General features: G+C 70.0%; 12 protein-coding genes and 2 pseudogenes. 7 read left to right on the forward strand and 7 right to left on the reverse strand.

Features of this window, described 5'->3' with window-relative positions; translation table 11 throughout:
- Positions 1–56: 56 nt before the first annotated feature.
- Positions 57–2,588 carry a serine hydrolase gene (locus ACIBJG_RS12680; protein ID WP_399307485.1) on the reverse strand — a complete coding sequence of 844 codons (2,532 nt, stop codon included), beginning with the start codon at positions 2,586–2,588 and terminating at the stop codon, positions 57–59.
- 179 nt (positions 2,589–2,767) lie between these two features.
- Here ACIBJG_RS12680 and ACIBJG_RS12685 point away from each other — a divergent pair, with 179 nt between their 5' ends.
- From ACIBJG_RS12685 to ACIBJG_RS12695, 3 genes are all read left to right on the forward strand, one after another.
- Entirely contained in the window at positions 2,768–3,490 is a 723-nt protein-coding gene (locus ACIBJG_RS12685) for a GPP34 family phosphoprotein (RefSeq protein WP_352124161.1), read from the forward strand.
- Between the two features lie 256 nt (positions 3,491–3,746).
- The gene (locus tag ACIBJG_RS12690) at positions 3,747–4,616 is read left to right on the forward strand and encodes a helix-turn-helix domain-containing protein (protein ID WP_399307486.1); all 870 of its coding nucleotides are present in this window, start codon (positions 3,747–3,749) and stop codon (positions 4,614–4,616) included.
- A 243-nt stretch (positions 4,617–4,859) separates the two neighbouring features.
- Positions 4,860–5,066 (forward strand): DUF397 domain-containing protein, encoded by a 207-nt coding sequence (locus ACIBJG_RS12695; RefSeq protein WP_359085797.1) that lies wholly within the window; start codon positions 4,860–4,862, stop codon positions 5,064–5,066.
- Between the two features lie 143 nt (positions 5,067–5,209).
- Here the strand turns inward: ACIBJG_RS12695 and ACIBJG_RS12700 are convergent, their stop codons facing one another.
- Positions 5,210–6,079 (reverse strand): hypothetical protein, encoded by an 870-nt coding sequence (locus ACIBJG_RS12700; RefSeq protein ID WP_399307487.1) that lies wholly within the window; start codon positions 6,077–6,079, stop codon positions 5,210–5,212.
- Between the two features lie 79 nt (positions 6,080–6,158).
- On the opposite strand from ACIBJG_RS12700, the gene ACIBJG_RS12705 reads away from it, so the two are divergent.
- Together ACIBJG_RS12705 and ACIBJG_RS12710 are read left to right on the forward strand one after the other, a co-directional pair.
- A complete protein-coding gene (locus ACIBJG_RS12705) occupies positions 6,159–6,941 on the forward strand; it encodes an SDR family oxidoreductase (protein WP_399307488.1) in 783 nt (260 codons plus the stop codon).
- 379 nt (positions 6,942–7,320) lie between these two features.
- A complete protein-coding gene (locus tag ACIBJG_RS12710) occupies positions 7,321–8,892 on the forward strand; it encodes a sodium:solute symporter family protein (RefSeq protein ID WP_399307489.1) in 1,572 nt (523 codons plus the stop codon).
- Positions 8,893–8,986: 94 nt separating this feature from the next.
- On the opposite strand, the gene ACIBJG_RS12715 is transcribed toward ACIBJG_RS12710, so the two are convergent.
- Positions 8,987–10,102, reverse strand: a complete 1,116-nt coding sequence (locus ACIBJG_RS12715; protein ID WP_399307490.1) for an ADP-ribosylglycohydrolase family protein — start codon at positions 10,100–10,102, stop codon at positions 8,987–8,989.
- 128 nt (positions 10,103–10,230) lie between these two features.
- Positions 10,231–10,539: a hypothetical protein gene (locus ACIBJG_RS12720; RefSeq protein ID WP_399307491.1), complete on the reverse strand. Its 309-nt coding sequence runs from the start codon at positions 10,537–10,539 to the stop codon at positions 10,231–10,233.
- A 243-nt stretch (positions 10,540–10,782) separates the two neighbouring features.
- Here ACIBJG_RS12720 and ACIBJG_RS12725 point away from each other — a divergent pair, with 243 nt between their 5' ends.
- On the forward strand, positions 10,783–11,724 hold the full coding sequence (locus ACIBJG_RS12725; RefSeq protein WP_399307492.1) for an SDR family oxidoreductase: 942 nt from the start codon (positions 10,783–10,785) through the stop codon (positions 11,722–11,724).
- A 20-nt stretch (positions 11,725–11,744) separates the two neighbouring features.
- On the opposite strand, the pseudogene ACIBJG_RS12730 reads toward ACIBJG_RS12725, so the two are convergent.
- The 3 genes and pseudogenes from ACIBJG_RS12730 to ACIBJG_RS12740 all read right to left on the reverse strand — a co-directional run.
- Positions 11,745–12,080: pseudogene (locus ACIBJG_RS12730) on the reverse strand (hypothetical protein); the annotation flags it as partial.
- Positions 12,081–12,242: 162 nt separating this feature from the next.
- Positions 12,243–12,817, reverse strand: a pseudogene (locus tag ACIBJG_RS12735) (hypothetical protein); the annotation flags it as partial.
- A gap of 204 nt (positions 12,818–13,021) precedes the next feature.
- Entirely contained in the window at positions 13,022–15,604 is a 2,583-nt protein-coding gene (locus ACIBJG_RS12740; protein ID WP_399307493.1) for a bifunctional FO biosynthesis protein CofGH, read from the reverse strand.
- A 116-nt stretch (positions 15,605–15,720) separates the two neighbouring features.
- Here ACIBJG_RS12740 and ACIBJG_RS12745 point away from each other — a divergent pair, with 116 nt between their 5' ends.
- Positions 15,721–16,407, forward strand: a complete 687-nt coding sequence (locus tag ACIBJG_RS12745; RefSeq protein ID WP_399307642.1) for an HAD family hydrolase — start codon at positions 15,721–15,723, stop codon at positions 16,405–16,407.
- Positions 16,408–16,432 lie beyond the last annotated feature (25 nt).

Raw genomic sequence — 16,432 nt, forward strand, 5'->3', positions numbered from 1 at the left:
ACCGGCCCTGACACCCGGCACCGGCACCGGCACCGGGCCGGTGCGGTGCGCTGCCGTCAGCTGATCCGGGTCAGCTTCTGGCCGAAGCCCGGGTCCTTCAGATCCTGCTGGAGGGCGACCGGGGTGCTGACCTTGCCGGGGCCCGTCCCCACGGTCACCACGCCGACCTTCGTGCCCGCCTTCATGCTGCGCGAGATCTCCTTGCCGTTGCCCTTCACGGACAGCTCGACCTTGAGACCCGGCCAGCCCTTCGCCTTGAGGTCAGCGGTCGCGACCAGCGGAGTGTGACCGCCGAACCCGTCGTCGACGTATCCGACGACATCGCCCTTCTTGACGACCGCGGCGGAGGTGACGGCCTTCTGCGCTTCCTGGATCAGCTTGAGGCTGTTGTCGATCGACATCACCAGGCTGTCGTACGGCTGGCCGGTGCCCGCCTGCTGTCCCATGACCGCGCCGTAGATCCAGAGCGTCTTGCCGTCCACGACCGTGTTGGCGGACCAGACCAGGTTGCCGCCGGCCGGCGTGGAGGAGCCGGTCTTGATGCCGCTCACGCCAGGCTGCAGCAGGATCGTGTTGTTGTTGTAGATCGTCGGGGCGATGCCGTCGATCTTGATCTGCGGAGTGTCGACGATCTCGCGGAACACGTCGTTCTGCATCACGGCCCTGGCCAGCTTCAGCTGGTCGACGGCCGTGGAGACCGTCGTCTTCTTCAGACCGCTCGGGTCCGTGTACGTGGTGCCGTCCATGCCGAGGTCCTTGGCCGCGGCGTTCATCTTCGCGATGAACTCGGTCTCGGACGAGTCCCAGCGGGCGAAGAGGCGTGCGGCGTTGTTCCCCGACGGGATCATCAGGAGCTGCAGCAGCTGCTTCTCGGTGAACTCCTGCCCCTCGGAGATCGGCGCGGTCGACTCGTCACCCAGCTTGGACTCGTCCTCGGCCTGCTGGTCGACGGTGATCTTCTCGCCCTGCTCCTTGCCGGTGAGCGGGTGCTCCTTGAGCACCACGTACGCCGTCATGATCTTGGCGACACTGGCGATGGGCGCCGGCTTCTGCGTACCCGCCGAACCCATCGTTCCGACACCGTCCACGGTGACCGCCGACTGCCCCTGCGACGGCCAGTTGAGCTTCAGGTCGCCGCCCTTGAAGGCGTACGACGACTCCGCCGTCATCGTGAGCGCGGGGGCCGGCAACGGGCGCACCATCTGCACGACTGCAAAGACGATCAGTAGCAGGAGGACCAACGGGGTCCAGATCTTGACCCGGCGCACGGCGTTGCGGACCGGGGTCTCCGGCGGCGGCGGGGTGTTCGTCAGCTCCGCCAGCAGGTCGAGCGGCGGCCGGGGCGGCATCGGCTGCTGCCGGGTCCGCTCGGCACCGCTGAGCGAAGCGGCGGGCGGCGGCTGACCGGCGCCCGGGGGTGCGGGTGCGGGTGTCTCCGGCGTACGGGGCGCGGGGGCCGGACGTACGTCGTCCGCACGCAGCGGTACGAACTTGCTGGTGCGCTCGGCGGGGGACTCCGGCCGGGACCCGGTCCCGGGCCTGGGCTTCGACTCCGCGGGGGGTGCGGTGATCTTCAGCGCGGTCGTCGGCTGGTCGACGCGGGGCAGCCTCGGCGCCTTGAAGACGGCCGTTGCCTGATCGATTCCGCGCGAGTCCCCGGCGGGCTGCGCCTCGTCGCCGGACTCCTCACGGGTCCGCGGGACGCGCGCCTCGGAGGCGGTGTCCGGGACGGCGTCGTCGGATGCGGCGTCGCCGTCGGAGACGGTGTCCGTGGAGGCGACGTCGGTGGATCCGGTCGGCGCCTTGCCCTTGCCCTCGTCCGCGTCGTCATCGTCGTCGTCGGAATCGGGAGCCGGCTCCGAAGCGGCCTCGGCGTCGGCAGCGGCAGCGGGCGCGTCACTCTTCGCGTCCACGCCCTCCGCGACGTCCGTGCCGTCCGCGTCCTCGCCCTTGGAGACCCACGCGGCAACGGCGGCACGCAGCCGCGCATCACCTTCCCCGGGCTCCTCGGGCTCCGGCTCGGACCCGGCAGCCTCCGCCGGCTCCTCGGCGGGCCCGTCCTGGGCGGGCTCATCAGGCTCGGCGGGCTCGGCCGGCGCCACGGCCTCTGCGGGCGCCACGGCCTCTGCGGGCTCCACAGGCTCCTCGGGCTCCGTGTGCGCCTCCGCAGCGTCCGACGCGGCCTCAGGGGCCTCTGCCGGGCTCTCAGCGCCCTCTGTGGCCTCCGCGACCCCTTCGCCGCCCGCGACAGCCTCGGGCTCCACGGACGTCACCTCGCCCGGTGCCGCGGGAGCCACCTCGTCCGCCACCACGGACGTCACCTCATCCGGCTCCGGGGACGTCACCTCATCCGGCTCCGGGGACGTCACCTCGTCCGGCTCCGGGGAGTCGCCCGAAGCGGGCTCCTCGGCCTCGGGCTGTGTGCGGAAAACGGCCGTAGCCGTGTCCGTGCCGCGTCCGGACTCCGCCGGAGAGGCGGGTTCACGGAACACCGCAAGACGCGGATCGGCCTCGCTCCGAGTCGTTCCCGACGACTTCTGCTGCTCCGACTTGTCGGGGGACTCGCCCGCCACCGATGCCTCCTCCATGCGGCACGGGGACATCCCCGCGCTGTCCGAACCATCTACCAGTGTCCCGTGTGAACCCTTGGCCGGGCTGCTAGACGAGAACGACATACCTACTGGTTCCCGTATAAAGCACCCAGGCACCCTCGACAGACAGATGTGAGAGGGGTCACCCTGTCACTCATCCACGCGGGGAGGCATGGATGGGCAGGAGCCGCAGAACAATTCCGGAGGAGCTTCTGTTGCTCGCTCTGGACCCGACCACGGGTACCACAGCGCAGCCGCAGTCGCTCGACCTCGGCCTGGCCGGGGCACAGCTAGTAGAGCTGGCTCTGGCAGGACGGATAGCCCCTGATGGGGATCGTATCGCCGTGGTGATGCCACGGCCGACAGGAGATCCGACTCTGGACTCCGCACTGGAACTGCTGCGCAGACGCGGCAGCCCGGTCCGGGCCGTCCACTGGATCGGCGGACCCCGGCTGGGGCTCCGCCAGATTTACCTCGCTCATCTGGAGCGGTGCGGCATGGTGCATGCCGTGGCGGGCCAGATGTGCGGAGTGCTGCCGACGACTCGCTACCAGGCGACGGACACGGCAATCAGCCGGGACATCAGAGCCAGGCTGGACAGTGCGATCCGCACCGGCGTACCGCCGGACCCGCGGACCGCGGCGCTCGCCGCGCTGGCCCACGCGGTCGGACTCGGCAAGCACCTGTACCCCGGGAACGAGGGGCGCTCCTCGCGCTCCCGGCTCCGGGACCTGATCAGACACGACCCGATGGGCGGTCTCGTGGCGCATGCCGTGATGGACGTCCAGAACGGGGCGGTCGCACAACCGCGCCGCAACCAGGCGGCCGGCGTTCCGTTGCAACAGCAAGTGCAGTCGCAGTCACGCCGCGACAGCATGGCGCACACCGCGGTCCACTAGGGCCGCGCGGGCGTCGACGCAGCACCCGCACCACCCAGCATCACGTGCACCGCAACGCACCACCGCAACAACCGAATACCGCCGCACCGTCGTCCCCAAAGACCCGGTTCGGGAGCCGCACCAAGCGCGGGGCAGCCGGTACCACCGGCTGCCCCGCGCCGCTGCGTGTGGCCGTTTTCCAGCGCGGCCGGGGGCACGGGTGGCAATCTGCTGAGCAGTAGATACGCACAGCTACATAGCCGGAGGTGCCGTTTCCGTGCCGTCCAACGTCAATCCCACCGTCAGGCGACGCCGGTTGGGTCAGGAATTGCGCCGACTGCGCGAGATCAAGGGCATGACGGCCGAGGAGGTCGCGGAGCGGCTGCTGGTCTCGCAGTCCAAGATCAGCCGCCTGGAGAACGGCCGCCGCTCCATCAGCCAGCGCGACGTCCGCGATCTCTGCGGGGTGTACGAGGTCGAGGACCACCGCATCGTCGACTCGCTCATGCAGATGGCCAAGGACTCCCGCCAGCAGGGCTGGTGGCATGCCTTCGGCGACATCCCGTACAGCGTCTACATCGGCCTGGAGACCGATGCCGAGTCGCTGCGGGTGTACGAACCCCAGGTGGTCCCCGGCCTGCTGCAGACCCGCCAGTACGCCGAGTCACTGATCAACGGCGCGCTGCCGGAGGCTCCACAGACCGACATCGACAAGCGCGTCAGTGTCCGTGCGCGCCGCCAGGACCGCATCACCGACCCCGAGCACCCCCTGCGCCTGTGGGCGGTCATCGACGAGTCCGCGCTGCGCCGGCTCGTCGGCGGCAAGCAGGTGATGATCGAGCAGTTGGAGCGTCTGGTGGAGCTGTCGCACCTGCCGCACGTGACCGTCCAGGTGCTGCCGTTCGACATGGGGGCGCACCCGGGCATCAACGGGCAGTACGCCATCCTGGAATTCCCGGACGCCGCGGATTCCAGCGTGGTCTATATCGAGGGCGTCACCAGCGACCTCTATCTGGAGAAGGCGAATGACGTGCAGCGGTACAGCGTCATGTACGAGCACCTGAGGGCGCAGGCGCTGAATGTGGAGCAGACCCGGCATTTCATCGACGGGATCGCGAAGGAGTACACCCGCCTGAACACGGCGTGAACTCCGGCTGGACGGGCGCGTAAACCGGCCAGCCCACAAAGTCCGGTATGAGAGAAATGAAGCGATGTTACGGGTGAGGCGACGGCACGGTACACCGTCGCCACCTCGCAACGGAAGACCTGCATGGTATATACCATCCGGTCGAGTGAACGGCCCCTTCACTCGGGGAGCTTGGCGAGTAGCGTCGATCACGCCACCGGGCAAACCGCTGGCGCTCACACAACTCTCTGAACCGGAGTGAACATGGCCATTCGTCAGGGTGCTACGGAAATCTGGACGAAGTCGTCGTATTCCGGGGGCAACGGCGCCTGCGTCGAAGTCAAGTCCCCTCTTGTGCAGGCGATTGCCGTACGTGACTCGAAGGCGCCCGAAGGCCCTTCACTCACCTTCGTCCCCGGCGCCTGGAACGCGTTCGTGCGTGATGTCGCCGAGGGCTCCGTCGACGCCTGACCGATGTCTCCCTTACGCCGTATCGCCGCACCGATTCAGGTGCTGCCGGTAGCCCTCTCGTCCGGTCCGCCGTCCTGGCCGAGGGGGCTCCCCGCGCAACTCCGGGGAGCGGAACCACCGCACGGCTCCACCCGCCGCCCGACTCAGCGCAGCTGATCCACGTACCGGTCCGTTCCCGGCACGGTCGGGATGAACGGCGCCACCAGCTCCACCCGCCCCAGACCCGACTCCGCCACCGTCGCGTCGAGCCCGGCGAAGTGCCCGGCCCAGCATTCCCTCGGGTCCTCCTGGAGGAACCAGAGCAGGGTCAGCCGGGTGTCGACGCCCTCGACCTGTTTCACGTAGGTCATCCGGTCGCCCGGCAACGGCGTGGGACGGAACACGGTCACCATCGCCGCGGGCGACCCGCTGAGCCTCTTCGGCAGATGCCGTGAGCGCAGCCACTCCAGCAACTCGGCCCGCTGCTCCGGCCCTTCGGCGTCGATCACCTCCAGGACCAGCCCGCGGTACGGATGGTCGAGGGCGTGGAAGTCCCGGGGCCCCGCCGCCCCGTCCCGGTAGACCGTCGCCTCGTGGTCCTGGAACGCCGTGAAGACGTGCGTACGGTCCTGGTAGACGCGCCCGTCGCGGTTCAGCCGCTTGTTGATGCCGACGGTCCACTTCATGTGGTCGTCGTAGCGCCCGTCCGTCACCCAGTACGTCGACAGGTAGCAGCCGGCGCCGACCGGCTGGGCGATCGCGGACTTGTCCGGGTAGCGCAACTCCTGGAGCTCGCGCGTGGCCACCCAGCGCCGACCGGAGAACATCCAGGGCATCGCCATCGCGCCTGCGTAGTAATGATCATCTTCATACCACCGGTTGTACGCGAACTCATGGCCCGGGTGCGGTTCCACCATGGTGATCAGCGCATGGCCGGGATGAACCCCGTACGGGCCCAGCGCGGCCAGTTCGGCGTACGTGTCACTGCGCGTCCCGCCGCCCCGTGTCCCCTCGCCCTTTACTTCCTCACCCATGCCGTTCCCCTTCCGTACTCCGCCGGAGGGACCTACTCTGACGCCCCGTCAGAAGAACTTCCAGAGCCGGGAGGCACCGATGTTGCTCGCGGGGAAGACCGTCGTCGTGTCCGGGGTGGGTGCCGGGCTCGGCCATCAGATCGCGGCCACGGTCGTACGCGACGGAGGCAACGCCGTCCTCGGGGCGCGCACTGCGGCCAATCTCGTCAAGTCCGCCGCCGAGATCGATCCGGAGGGGCTGCACACCGCACACCTGGCCACCGACATCACCGACGAGGTGCAGTGCGAGGCGCTTGCGGCGCTGGCCGTCGAGCGGTTCGGACGGATCGACGCGGTGGTCCATGTCGCCGCCTGGGACAGCTACTTCGGCGGCGTCGAGGATGCCGACCTGGACACGTGGAAGGCGGTCGTCGACGTCAATCTGCTCGGCACCCTGCGGATGACGCGCGCCTGCCTGCCCGCCCTCAAGGAGCGGGGCGGCTCGGTCGTCGTCATCGGCACACAGTCCGCCGTTGCGGCGCCGTCCCAGGTGCGCCAGGCGGCGTACGCGGCCTCCAAGGGCGCACTCACCTCGGCGATGTACTCCATGGCGTGGGAGTTCGGGCCGCACCGGATCCGGGTGAACACCGTGCTGCCGGGCTGGATGTGGGGGCCCCCGGTGCAGGCCTACGTGCAGTTCACCGCGCACACCGAGGCGGTACCCGAGTCCGAGGTGCTGGGGAGGCTCTCGGAGCGCATGGCGCTGCCCGAGCTGGCGACGGACGGCGATGTGGCGGAGGCCGCGGTCTTCCTGGCCTCCGACCGGGCACGGGCGATCACCGGGCAGTCCCTGCTGGTCAACGCCGGCGAGCTGATGCGCTGACGCGCGGGGGCGCTCCACAGGGAGTTCGGCAAGGTCAGCTCTCCTCCTTCTCGGCCGCACGGGACCCGCATCCCGTGCGGTCTTTCTGTGCTCTTCGGCGCTCCTGAACGTTCTCTCGTCTTCTCTGCACAGCCTGACGAAGTGCCCGATCATCGTGTGGCCGCCGTCACGTTCACGACAACGACTTCGTGAGTCAAGAACGAGTAAAATCGTTCGACTTACTGATCCGTGTTCACATCCCTGACCGTCGGAGGCCTTGACCGAGGTACCGAACAGGCGGTTCAATCCCCGAAGTCCCCACTCCCGCACGGGGGCCCCGCTGAACGGCCGTACTGACGAAGTGCGCACCCGTTCATAAGGCGGACCCCAGGAGGGGGACATGAACAGTCTCGACTGGGTCGTGCTCATCGGCTACTTCGGCGTGATGATCGCGATCGGGCTCTGGTCCCACAAGCGTGTGGACAACGTCAGCGACTTCTTCACGGCCGGCGGCAAGATGCCGTGGTGGCTGTCCGGCATCTCGCACCACATGTCCGGCTACAGCGCCGTGATGTTCACCGGCTACGCCGGCATCGCGTACCAGTACGGCGTCACGTCCTTCGTGACGTGGTCGCTCCCCATCGCCATCGGCATCGGCATCGGTGCCAAGCTCTTCGCTCCCCGGCTCAACCGGCTGCGCTCGCGGCTGCACGTCGCCTCGCCGCTCGAATACCTGAAGACCCGCTACAACATCCAGACCCAGCAGGCGCTCGCCTGGTCCGGTCTGCTGCTGAAGATCGTGGACGTCGGCGCCAAGTGGGCGGCCATCGCGACCCTGCTCTCCGTCTTCACGGGCATCAGCCTGACCCAGGGCATCTTCATCACCGGCCTCATCACGGCCATCTACTGCACGGTCGGCGGCCTGTGGGCCGACGCGCTCACCGAACTCGGGCAGTTCGTCATCCAGCTGTTCGCCGGCATCGCGATGCTCGTCACCGCGATGAGCAAGCTCGACGGCTTCAGCACCCTGTGGACGGTCTGGGACAAGCTGCCCGAGGGCCACACGGACCCGACGGCGGGTCCGTACACCGTGACCTTCCTGCTGGCGTACCTGTTCATCAAGACCTTCGAGTACAACGGCGGCATGTGGAACCAGGCCCAGCGCTACATGGCCACGGACTCCGCCGCCTCCGCGACCCGCTCGGCGCGCCTCTCCGCCCTCCTGTGGCTGGTCTGGCCGACGGTCCTGTTCTTCCCGATGTGGTGCGCCCCGCTGCTCGTCGACGCGCAGAAGCCGGACGCCTCGGACAGCTACGCGCTGATGACCGAGCAGCTCCTGCCGCACGGTCTGCTGGGCCTGGTCGTCGTCGGCTTCTTCTCGCACACGATGGCCATGTGCTCCTCGGACGCCAACGCCATCGCGGCGGTCTTCACCCGTGACATCGCCCCGGTCTTCTCCAAGGCGGCCCGCAACTGGAACGCCCGGGCCGGCCTGCTGGCAGCACGGCTCTCCACGCTCGGCTTCCTGGGCCTGTCCATGGCACTGGCGACCCAGATCAACTCGCCGACGTTCAAGGACATCATCTCGGTCGTCATCAAGTGGGTCGCCGGTCTGATGGGCCCGATCGCCATCCCGTTCATGCTGGGTCTGCTGCGCAGGTTCCGTAAGTCGGGACCGACGGCGGCGCTCACCAGCTGGGCGGCCGGTCTGCTGGCCTTCTACTTCACCAACTACAACTTCGACGGTTCGGTGAAGACGGACGTCGCCCTGCAGTACCAGGTGGCGCTGCCGCTGGCGATCTCGCTGGTGCTCTACATCGTCATCGGCTTCATCAAGCCGGAGGACACCCCGGAGCGCGACGCGGTCATCGAGCAGATCAACTCGGACGACGACGGCCCGGCCACCGGTGCGACGGTGCCGGCCCAGGGCGGCCCCGAGGACGTCGCGGCCGTGGAGGGCGTGAAGGACTGACGCCTGCGGCTGTACGGGGGTGAGGGGCGGGTTCACGTACGGATGCGGCGGCTTCCGTACGTGAACCCGCCCCTCTTCCGTGCCCCCGGTGTGCTCAGCCGCGCGGGTAGCGGACAAGCCAGCCCGGGGCGGCGGCGGCCGGACCGTGCAGGGCGGGCCCCTGGGTCATCTCCATGGCGAAGTCGTCGGCGAGTTCGAGAAGGGTGGGACGCCCCTCCAGCTCGGCCAGCCAGGCCGGGGGCAGCGCGGTCTCGCCGTGCAGCGTGCCGAGCAGCGCCCCGCACAGGGCCCCGGTGGCCGCGGACGGCCCGCCGTGGTTCACGGCCAGCCGCAGTCCGTGCCGGACGTCCTCACCGACCAGGCAGCAGTACACGGCCACGGCGAGAACCTCCTCGGCGGAGTCCGTGGCGCCCAGGGACTCGATGAGGGCGGGGCCCGGAATGCCCTGGCGCACGGTGCCGAGGGCCTGCTGGAGCGCCTCGGTGACGGGTTCGTGGCCCGGCCGCTCGGCGAGCAGGGCCAGCGCGTGCTGCACGGAACCGTCCAGCGTCTCGCCGCGCGCCAGCCCGTGCACCATCACGGCGAGGGCGCCGGAGGACAGCAGGGCGGTGGGGTGGCCGTGCGTCTGGGCGGCGCACTCGACGGCCAGCTGGAACACGAGTTGCGGTTCCCAGCCGACGAGCAGCCCGAACGGCGCGGAGCGGGTGAGCGCGGCCGAGTCGTGCGCGGTGGGGTTCTTCGGCTGTTCGAGGGTGCCCATGACGGTGTCGCCGAAGCCGCCCAGGCACTCCCGGGTGGGGGCGCGGCGACTGTAGAGCCACTCCTGCGCGGCGAGCCAGCCGTTGTCCTTGCGCCGTTCGTCGGGCCCCCAGTCGTGCTGGGTGGCGGCCCAGCGCAGATGGGCCCGGTGCACATCGGTGGGCGGGTGCCAGGCGCCGGTGTCGCGGCGGACCTGGGCGCGGATCAGCCCGTCGACGGTGAACAGGGTGAGCTGGGTGACGGCGGTGACGCAGCCGCGTCCGCCGTGGGCGGGCACGAAGTCGGTGACGGCGTCGGCCCCGTGGGCCTCGCGGATCTCCTCCAGCGTGAGCCCGCTGACACCCGCGCCGAGCGCGTCACCGATGGCGCCGCCGAGCAGTGCGCCCCGTACGCGGCTGCGGAAGTCCTGCTGCTCGGCACGGCCCCAGACAGCTGTGGTCGCAGAGCTCACCGTGCCCCTTCCCGTCGGTCGTCCGGTCTGTTCCTGTGTGCGACTGCGCGGTAACTGCGCAGCACTGTAATCGACCGGAGCGGGCTGCCAACGGGGCAGAACGGTATGTACGAAGTGGCTGGTTCGGTTCAGTTTTGCGCGGCATTCTCCGGGGATTGCCCCTGCATCCGGCCGCCTCTGCTGTGCGCGATCCGCAGCAGATCGCCCAGCGACTCCGTGGCCCTGGTGAGCGCGAACCGCACCGCCCGCTCCCCCGCCGCCCGGTCCGCCAGCACGGCCCGCGCACCGGCCCACACCTGCTCGCCGCACTCGATCTGCTCGTCCTCCATGTCATCGGCCAGCCGTGACATCAGACTCCCGGGGTCGTCGGTGCTGAGCCAGCACGGTTTGCCCTCCGGGGAGACCCAGGGAAGGAGGCGGGGAGGAAGGTCGGCCATGACTGCTCCTGACGGCCGGTGGGCGCTTCCGCCTTCTCACCGTTTCGTGGAAGTTGAGAGCGATGTGTGCGCTGCGGGTACGGCCGAGGCGCCCTCGGAGCGCCCACATCACTCTCAACCTGGCGCCGGATGAAGAAACACGACACGAGATGTCTGGGTTCGCGTCGAGCATGGAGCCACCGGCCACCGCGATGCCATGCGGGGGCCGGGGTCCACAGACAGCCACGACCCTCAAGGGGACGCATGCCCGACACATCGACATCGACACCCGCACCGGCACTCCACGAAAGGATCGCCCTGGTCGCGGGAGCCACCCGGGGCGCCGGGCGCGGCATCGCCGTCCAGCTCGGCGCGGCGGGTGCGACCGTCTACGTGACGGGGCGCACGACCCGGGAACGGCGATCGGAGTACGACCGGCCCGAGACGATCGAGGACACTGCGGAGCTCGTCACCGCAGCCGGTGGAACCGGCATCGCGGTGCCGACCGACCACCTCGTACCCGAGCAGGTCCGTGCGCTGGCCGAGCGCATCGACGCCGAGCAGGGACGGCTGGACGTCCTCGTCAACGACATCTGGGGCGGCGAGCGGCTGTTCGCGTTCGACAAGCCGGTGTGGGAGCACGACCTCGACGACGGGCTGCGGCTGCTCCGGCTGGGCGTCGAGACGCACGCGATCACCAGCCACTTCCTGCTGCCCCTGCTGGTACGGCGTCCGGGCGGCGGGCTCGTGGTCGAGATTACCGACGGGACTGCCGCATACAACCGTGCGAACTACCGCAACTCCTACTTCTACGACCTGGTCAAGAACAGCGTGCTGCGCATGGCGTTCGTGCTCGCACACGAGCTGACGCCGCACGGCGGTACTGCGGTGGCGCTCACCCCGGGCTGGCTGCGCTCCGAGATGATGCTCGACAACTTCGGTGTGGCCGAGGAGAACTGGCGCGACGCACTGACCGAGGTGCCGCACTTCTGTATCTCGGAGAGCCCGTCGTACGTCGGGCGCGCGGTTGCCGCCCTGGCCGCGGACGGCGACCTCGCGCGCTGGAACGGCCAGTCGTTGTCCAGCGGGCAGCTCGCCCAGGAGTACGGCTTCACCGACCTCGACGGCTCCCGCCCGGACTGTTGGCGCTACCTGGTCGAGGTCGACGCCGCCGGGAAGCCGGCGGACGCGTCGGGGTACCGGTGACCGTTGGGTCGAGGGGCTTCCTACTTCTCGGTGAAGACGTCCTCGACGGACTGGGCGGTGGGTGCCCGCAGGAGCCAGCGGTTCAGGGTGTCGAGATCGCCGCAGGTGGTGATCCGTTCGCGCGCCTCGTCCGGTACGTCGACGCCCGCCCGGGCGAGGAAGAGCAGGATGCCCTGCGCGATGCCCTCCGCACGGCCTTCCGCACGGCCTTCCGAACGGCCTTCCGAACGGCCTTCGTCCCGGATTTCTTCGGAGATGGCGGACTTGTAGAAAGAAAGGTCCACGGCCACCAGGTTCCTCCACTGTTCCGCGGCCGGGCGGCTGCCCAGACCCTGTGCGGTGAGTTCGACTAAGGGCTGTCCCGCAATTCCTGGTGGATCAGCGCGCGGCGTCAGATGCGGTGCATCGCAAGGCGGAGAGGCGCCCGCATACTGGATGTATTCGGGCGTTTCGACAACGCGGCGAGGTGCCGTAGCTGTCGTCGTGCGCCCGCCAGGAATTGCGGGACAGCCCTTAGGGGATCGGCGATGATTTCCGGTGCGTCCCGCAGAGCGGTGGACAGCGTCTTCAGTATGACACCGATGTCCGGATCGGCCGCGTGCGTGATGGCGGCCAGCGTGGTCAGCACCAGGTCCTTGCGTGCCTCGGCGACATTGGTGATCACCGGCATGTTGTGCGGGCCCGCGACCAGGGGACGCAGTGTGAGTGCGGGCCATTGGCGCGGGCCGATGGGGACCGTCCGGGACGCCCATTCAGCGGTCGCCCTGTCCTGGCACACGACCAGCAGGAGCGGCGGAACCCTGTACTTCGTGTAGAGGTAGGACAGGTAGTAGGCCCAGCTCGCGGGCTTGTCCTCGTCCTTCTTGCCCTGGGCCTCGACGGCCAGGAGAAACGACTCGTCGCCCTCGACGTCGAGGCGCAGCAGCGTGTCCACGCGCCGTTCGACGGGGCGGTTCTCGGTGAGGTCGGTCGGCATCACCGAGACGGAGGTGGGGGCTGCGATGGGAACACCCAGTAACTCCGAGACGCGGGAGAACAGCCCCGGGTACTCCTGAAAGATGCGATGCATCGCCTCGTGCGGCGAGCTGACCATGCGGATTCCCTCCGGGCGGTGCGAGCCCCGTGCAGATCCACGCACACCTGGGGCCACTTCTTGCCGGGAGCATATGCAGGGCGGAAGGGCGGGCAACGCGGTACGAGAGACCCCTCACCCGTCCGAGTGGCGCGACGCGAACGCGCGCGCGAACAGGCCGCTTCCGGAGCTCCGATGCCCCGCTCCGGAAGCGGCCCGCCCCCGCTACTGCGGCAACACCGGCAGCAGTTCCGGCAGATGTCCGTCCGAGGCCGCCGCTGCCGCCACCCGCTCCTCCGGCACCTCCCCGTACAGCGTCGTACGCGGCTTCGCCGGGCGGCCCGCCGCCTCGGCCACCGCGATCAGGTCCTGCACGGACTTGTAGGAGCCGTAACTCGACCCGGCCATCCGGGAGATGGTCTCCTCCATCAGCGTGCCGCCCAGGTCGTTCGCGCCCGAGCGGAGCATCTCCGCCGCGCCCTCCGTGCCCAGCTTCACCCAGCTGGTCTGGATGTTGGTGATGTGCGGGTGGAGCAGGAGACGGGCCATCGCGGTGACGGCCCGGTTGTCGCGGTCGGTGGGGCCGGGGCGGGCGATTCCGGCCAGGTAGACGGGGGCGTTCGTGTGGATGAAGGGGAGCGTCACGAACTCGGTGAGGCCGCCGGTCTCCTGCTGGAGGTCGGCGAGGGTCCGCAGGTGGCCCAGCCAGTGGCGGGGCTGGTCGACGTGGCCGTACATCATCGTGGAGGAGGAGCGCAGGCCCACCTCGTGAGCCGTCTTGATGACCTCCAGCCAGGTCGCCGTCGGCAGCTTGCCCTTGGTGAGGACCCAGCGGACCTCGTCGTCCAGGATCTCCGCCGCGGTGCCGGGGATCGAGTCGAGCCCGGCCTCCTTGGCGGCGATCAGCCAGTCGCGGATGGACATGCCGGTGCGGGTGGCCCCGTTGACGACCTCCATCGGGGAGAAGGCGTGGACGTGCATGCCGGGCACGCGTTCCTTCACCGCCCGCGCGATGTCGAAGTACGCGGTGCCGGGCAGGTCCGGGTGGATCCCGCCCTGCATGCAGACCTCGACCGCGCCGACGTCCCAGGCCTGTGCGGCCCGGTCGGCGACCTGGTCCAGGGAGAGGGTGTACGCGTCGGCGTCGGTGCGCCGCTGGGCGAAGGCGCAGAAGCGGCAGCCGGTGTAGCAGACGTTGGTGAAGTTGATGTTGCGCGTGACGATGTACGTGACGTCGTCACCGACCACGTCACGGCGCAGGGTGTCCGCGATCCGGCACAGCTCGTCCAGGGCCGGTCCGTCCGCGTGGAGCAGGGTCAGTGCCTGGGCGTCGGTCAGCTTCGTCGGATCGTCGGCGGCCTGGCTCAGCGCGCCCTTCACGTCGGTGTCGATGCGGGACGGGACCATGCCGGGCGCCGCCGCCTCGCGGAGCGCCTCCCAGTCCCCGTACACCTCGTCGAAGTCGTCGCGGCGGTCGCCGGTGCGGCCCTCGGTGTCGATGGTGCGGTGCAGATCGGTGCGGCCGGAGGAACCGAACTCCTCGTCCGGTTCCTGCCAGGGCAGGCCGACCGGGATCGCCCCTTCCTTCGCGAGCCCGGTCTCCGGGTCGGCGAGGGCGCGGACGTGCGGGAGGAGGCGGGGGTCGAGCCAGGGCTCGCCGCGCTGGATGAACTCCGGGTAGATGGTGAGGCGTTCGCGCAGCTCGAAGCCCACCTCGGCGGTCCTGGCGGCCAGCTCGTCGATGTGCGGCCAGGGGCGCTCGGGGTTCACATGGTCCGGGGTGAGCGGCGAGACGCCGCCCCAGTCGTCGATGCCGGCGCCGACGATCAGCGCGTACTCCGCGTCGACGAGGTTCGGCGGGGCCTGGATGCGGGCGGACGGGCCGAGGATGTGGCGGGCGACGGCGATGGCGGCGGCCAGCTCCTCCAGCTCCGCGTCCGGCATGGCGCGCATCGCCGTGTCGGGCTTGGCGCGGAAGTTCTGGACGATGACTTCCTGGATGCCGTGGTAGGCGCGGGCGGTCCTGCGCAGCTCGAAGAGGGAGTCGGCGCGCTCCTCGTACGACTCGCCGATGCCGATGAGGATGCCGGTGGTGAACGGGACGTTGGACCGGCCGGCGTCTTCGAGTACGCGCAGCCGCACGGCCGGTTCCTTGTCCGGGGAGCCGTGGTGCGGGCCGCCGGGCTCGGACCACAGGCGGGTCGCGGTCGTCTCCAGCATCATGCCCATGGACGGGGCGACGGGCTTGAGGCGCTGGAGGTCGGTCCAGGTCATGACGCCCGGGTTGAGGTGCGGGAGGAGGCCCGTCTCCTCGAGGACGCGGATCGCCATGGCGCGTACGTACGCGAGGGTGTCGTCGTACCCCTCGGCCTCCAGCCACTCCCTGGCCTCCGGCCAACGGTCCTCCGGCCGGTCGCCCAGCGTGAACAGCGCTTCCTTGCAGCCCATCGCCGCACCCTCGCGGGCGATCGCGAGGACCTCGTCCGGGGACAGGAACATGCCGTGGCCCTCGCGCCGGAGCTTGCCGGGGACGGTGACGAAGGTGCAGTAGTGGCACTTGTCGCGGCAGAGCCGGGTCAGCGGGATGAAGACCTTGCGGGAGTACGTGATGACACCGGGCCGGCCCGCCGCTGCCAGGCCCGCGTCGCGCACCCGGGCGGCGGACGCGGCGAGATCCGTCAGATCGTCGCCGCGCGCCTGGAGCAGGACGGCGGCCTCGGTCACGTCGAGGGCGACACCGTCTCTGGCACGCTTGAGGGCACGTCGCATGGAGTTGGTGGTGGGGCGTCCGCGCTGAGGATCGGTCATGAACCGAGCATACGAGCGAGTAGTCGGCCGGTGACCGGCCGGATCTCCCGCAGGTCACCCACGCCCCTGGCGCCTCGGCCGCGCAGCGGCTCTCGCCCCGTAGGCTCGGCCCGGTGATGGAAACGATCGTCTTCGACATCGGCGAGACACTCGTCCGCGACGACCGCTACTGGGCGTCCTGGGCCAACTGGCTCGGCGTCCCGCCGCACACGCTGAGTGCGCTGGTCGGGGCCGCGGTCGTCCAGGGCCGGGACAGCGCCGACGCGCTGAGCATGCTGCGCCCCGACATGGACGTCACCGAGGCCTCGCTGGCCCGCGCCGCCGCCGGGCGCGGTGAGCACCTGGACGAGTCGGACCTCTACCCGGACGTGCGGCCGGCGCTGGCGGAACTGCGGGCGCTGGGCGTACGGGTGGTGGTCGCGGGCAACGGGACGGCACGGGCCGGGGAGCTCCTGCGGGCGCTGGACCTGCCCGCGGATCTGGTGGCCACCTCGGACGAGTGGGGCGTCGCCAAGCCCGACCCGGCCTTCTTCGCGCGCATCCTGGAGCTGACCGGTTCGGACCCGCAGTCCACGCTGTACGTGGGCGACCACCCGGCGGGCGACCTGTTCCCGGCCAAGTCCTCGGGGCTGCGGGCGGCGCACATCCGGCGGGGCGCGTGCGGGTACTGGTGGGCGGACCACCCGGACGTGGTGGAGACCGCCGACTTCCGCATCAACGCGCTGACGGAGCTGCCGGCGCTGCTGAGCAAGGGCGCGGACGCACCGGAGCCGCCGCGAGCGAGGTTGCTGCGGGCGCTGTAGCCGGGTGCCCGCCGGCCGGACTCCG

This window comes from Streptomyces sp. NPDC050422, from assembly GCF_044458665.1.
Classification (GTDB): domain Bacteria; phylum Actinomycetota; class Actinomycetes; order Streptomycetales; family Streptomycetaceae; genus Streptomyces.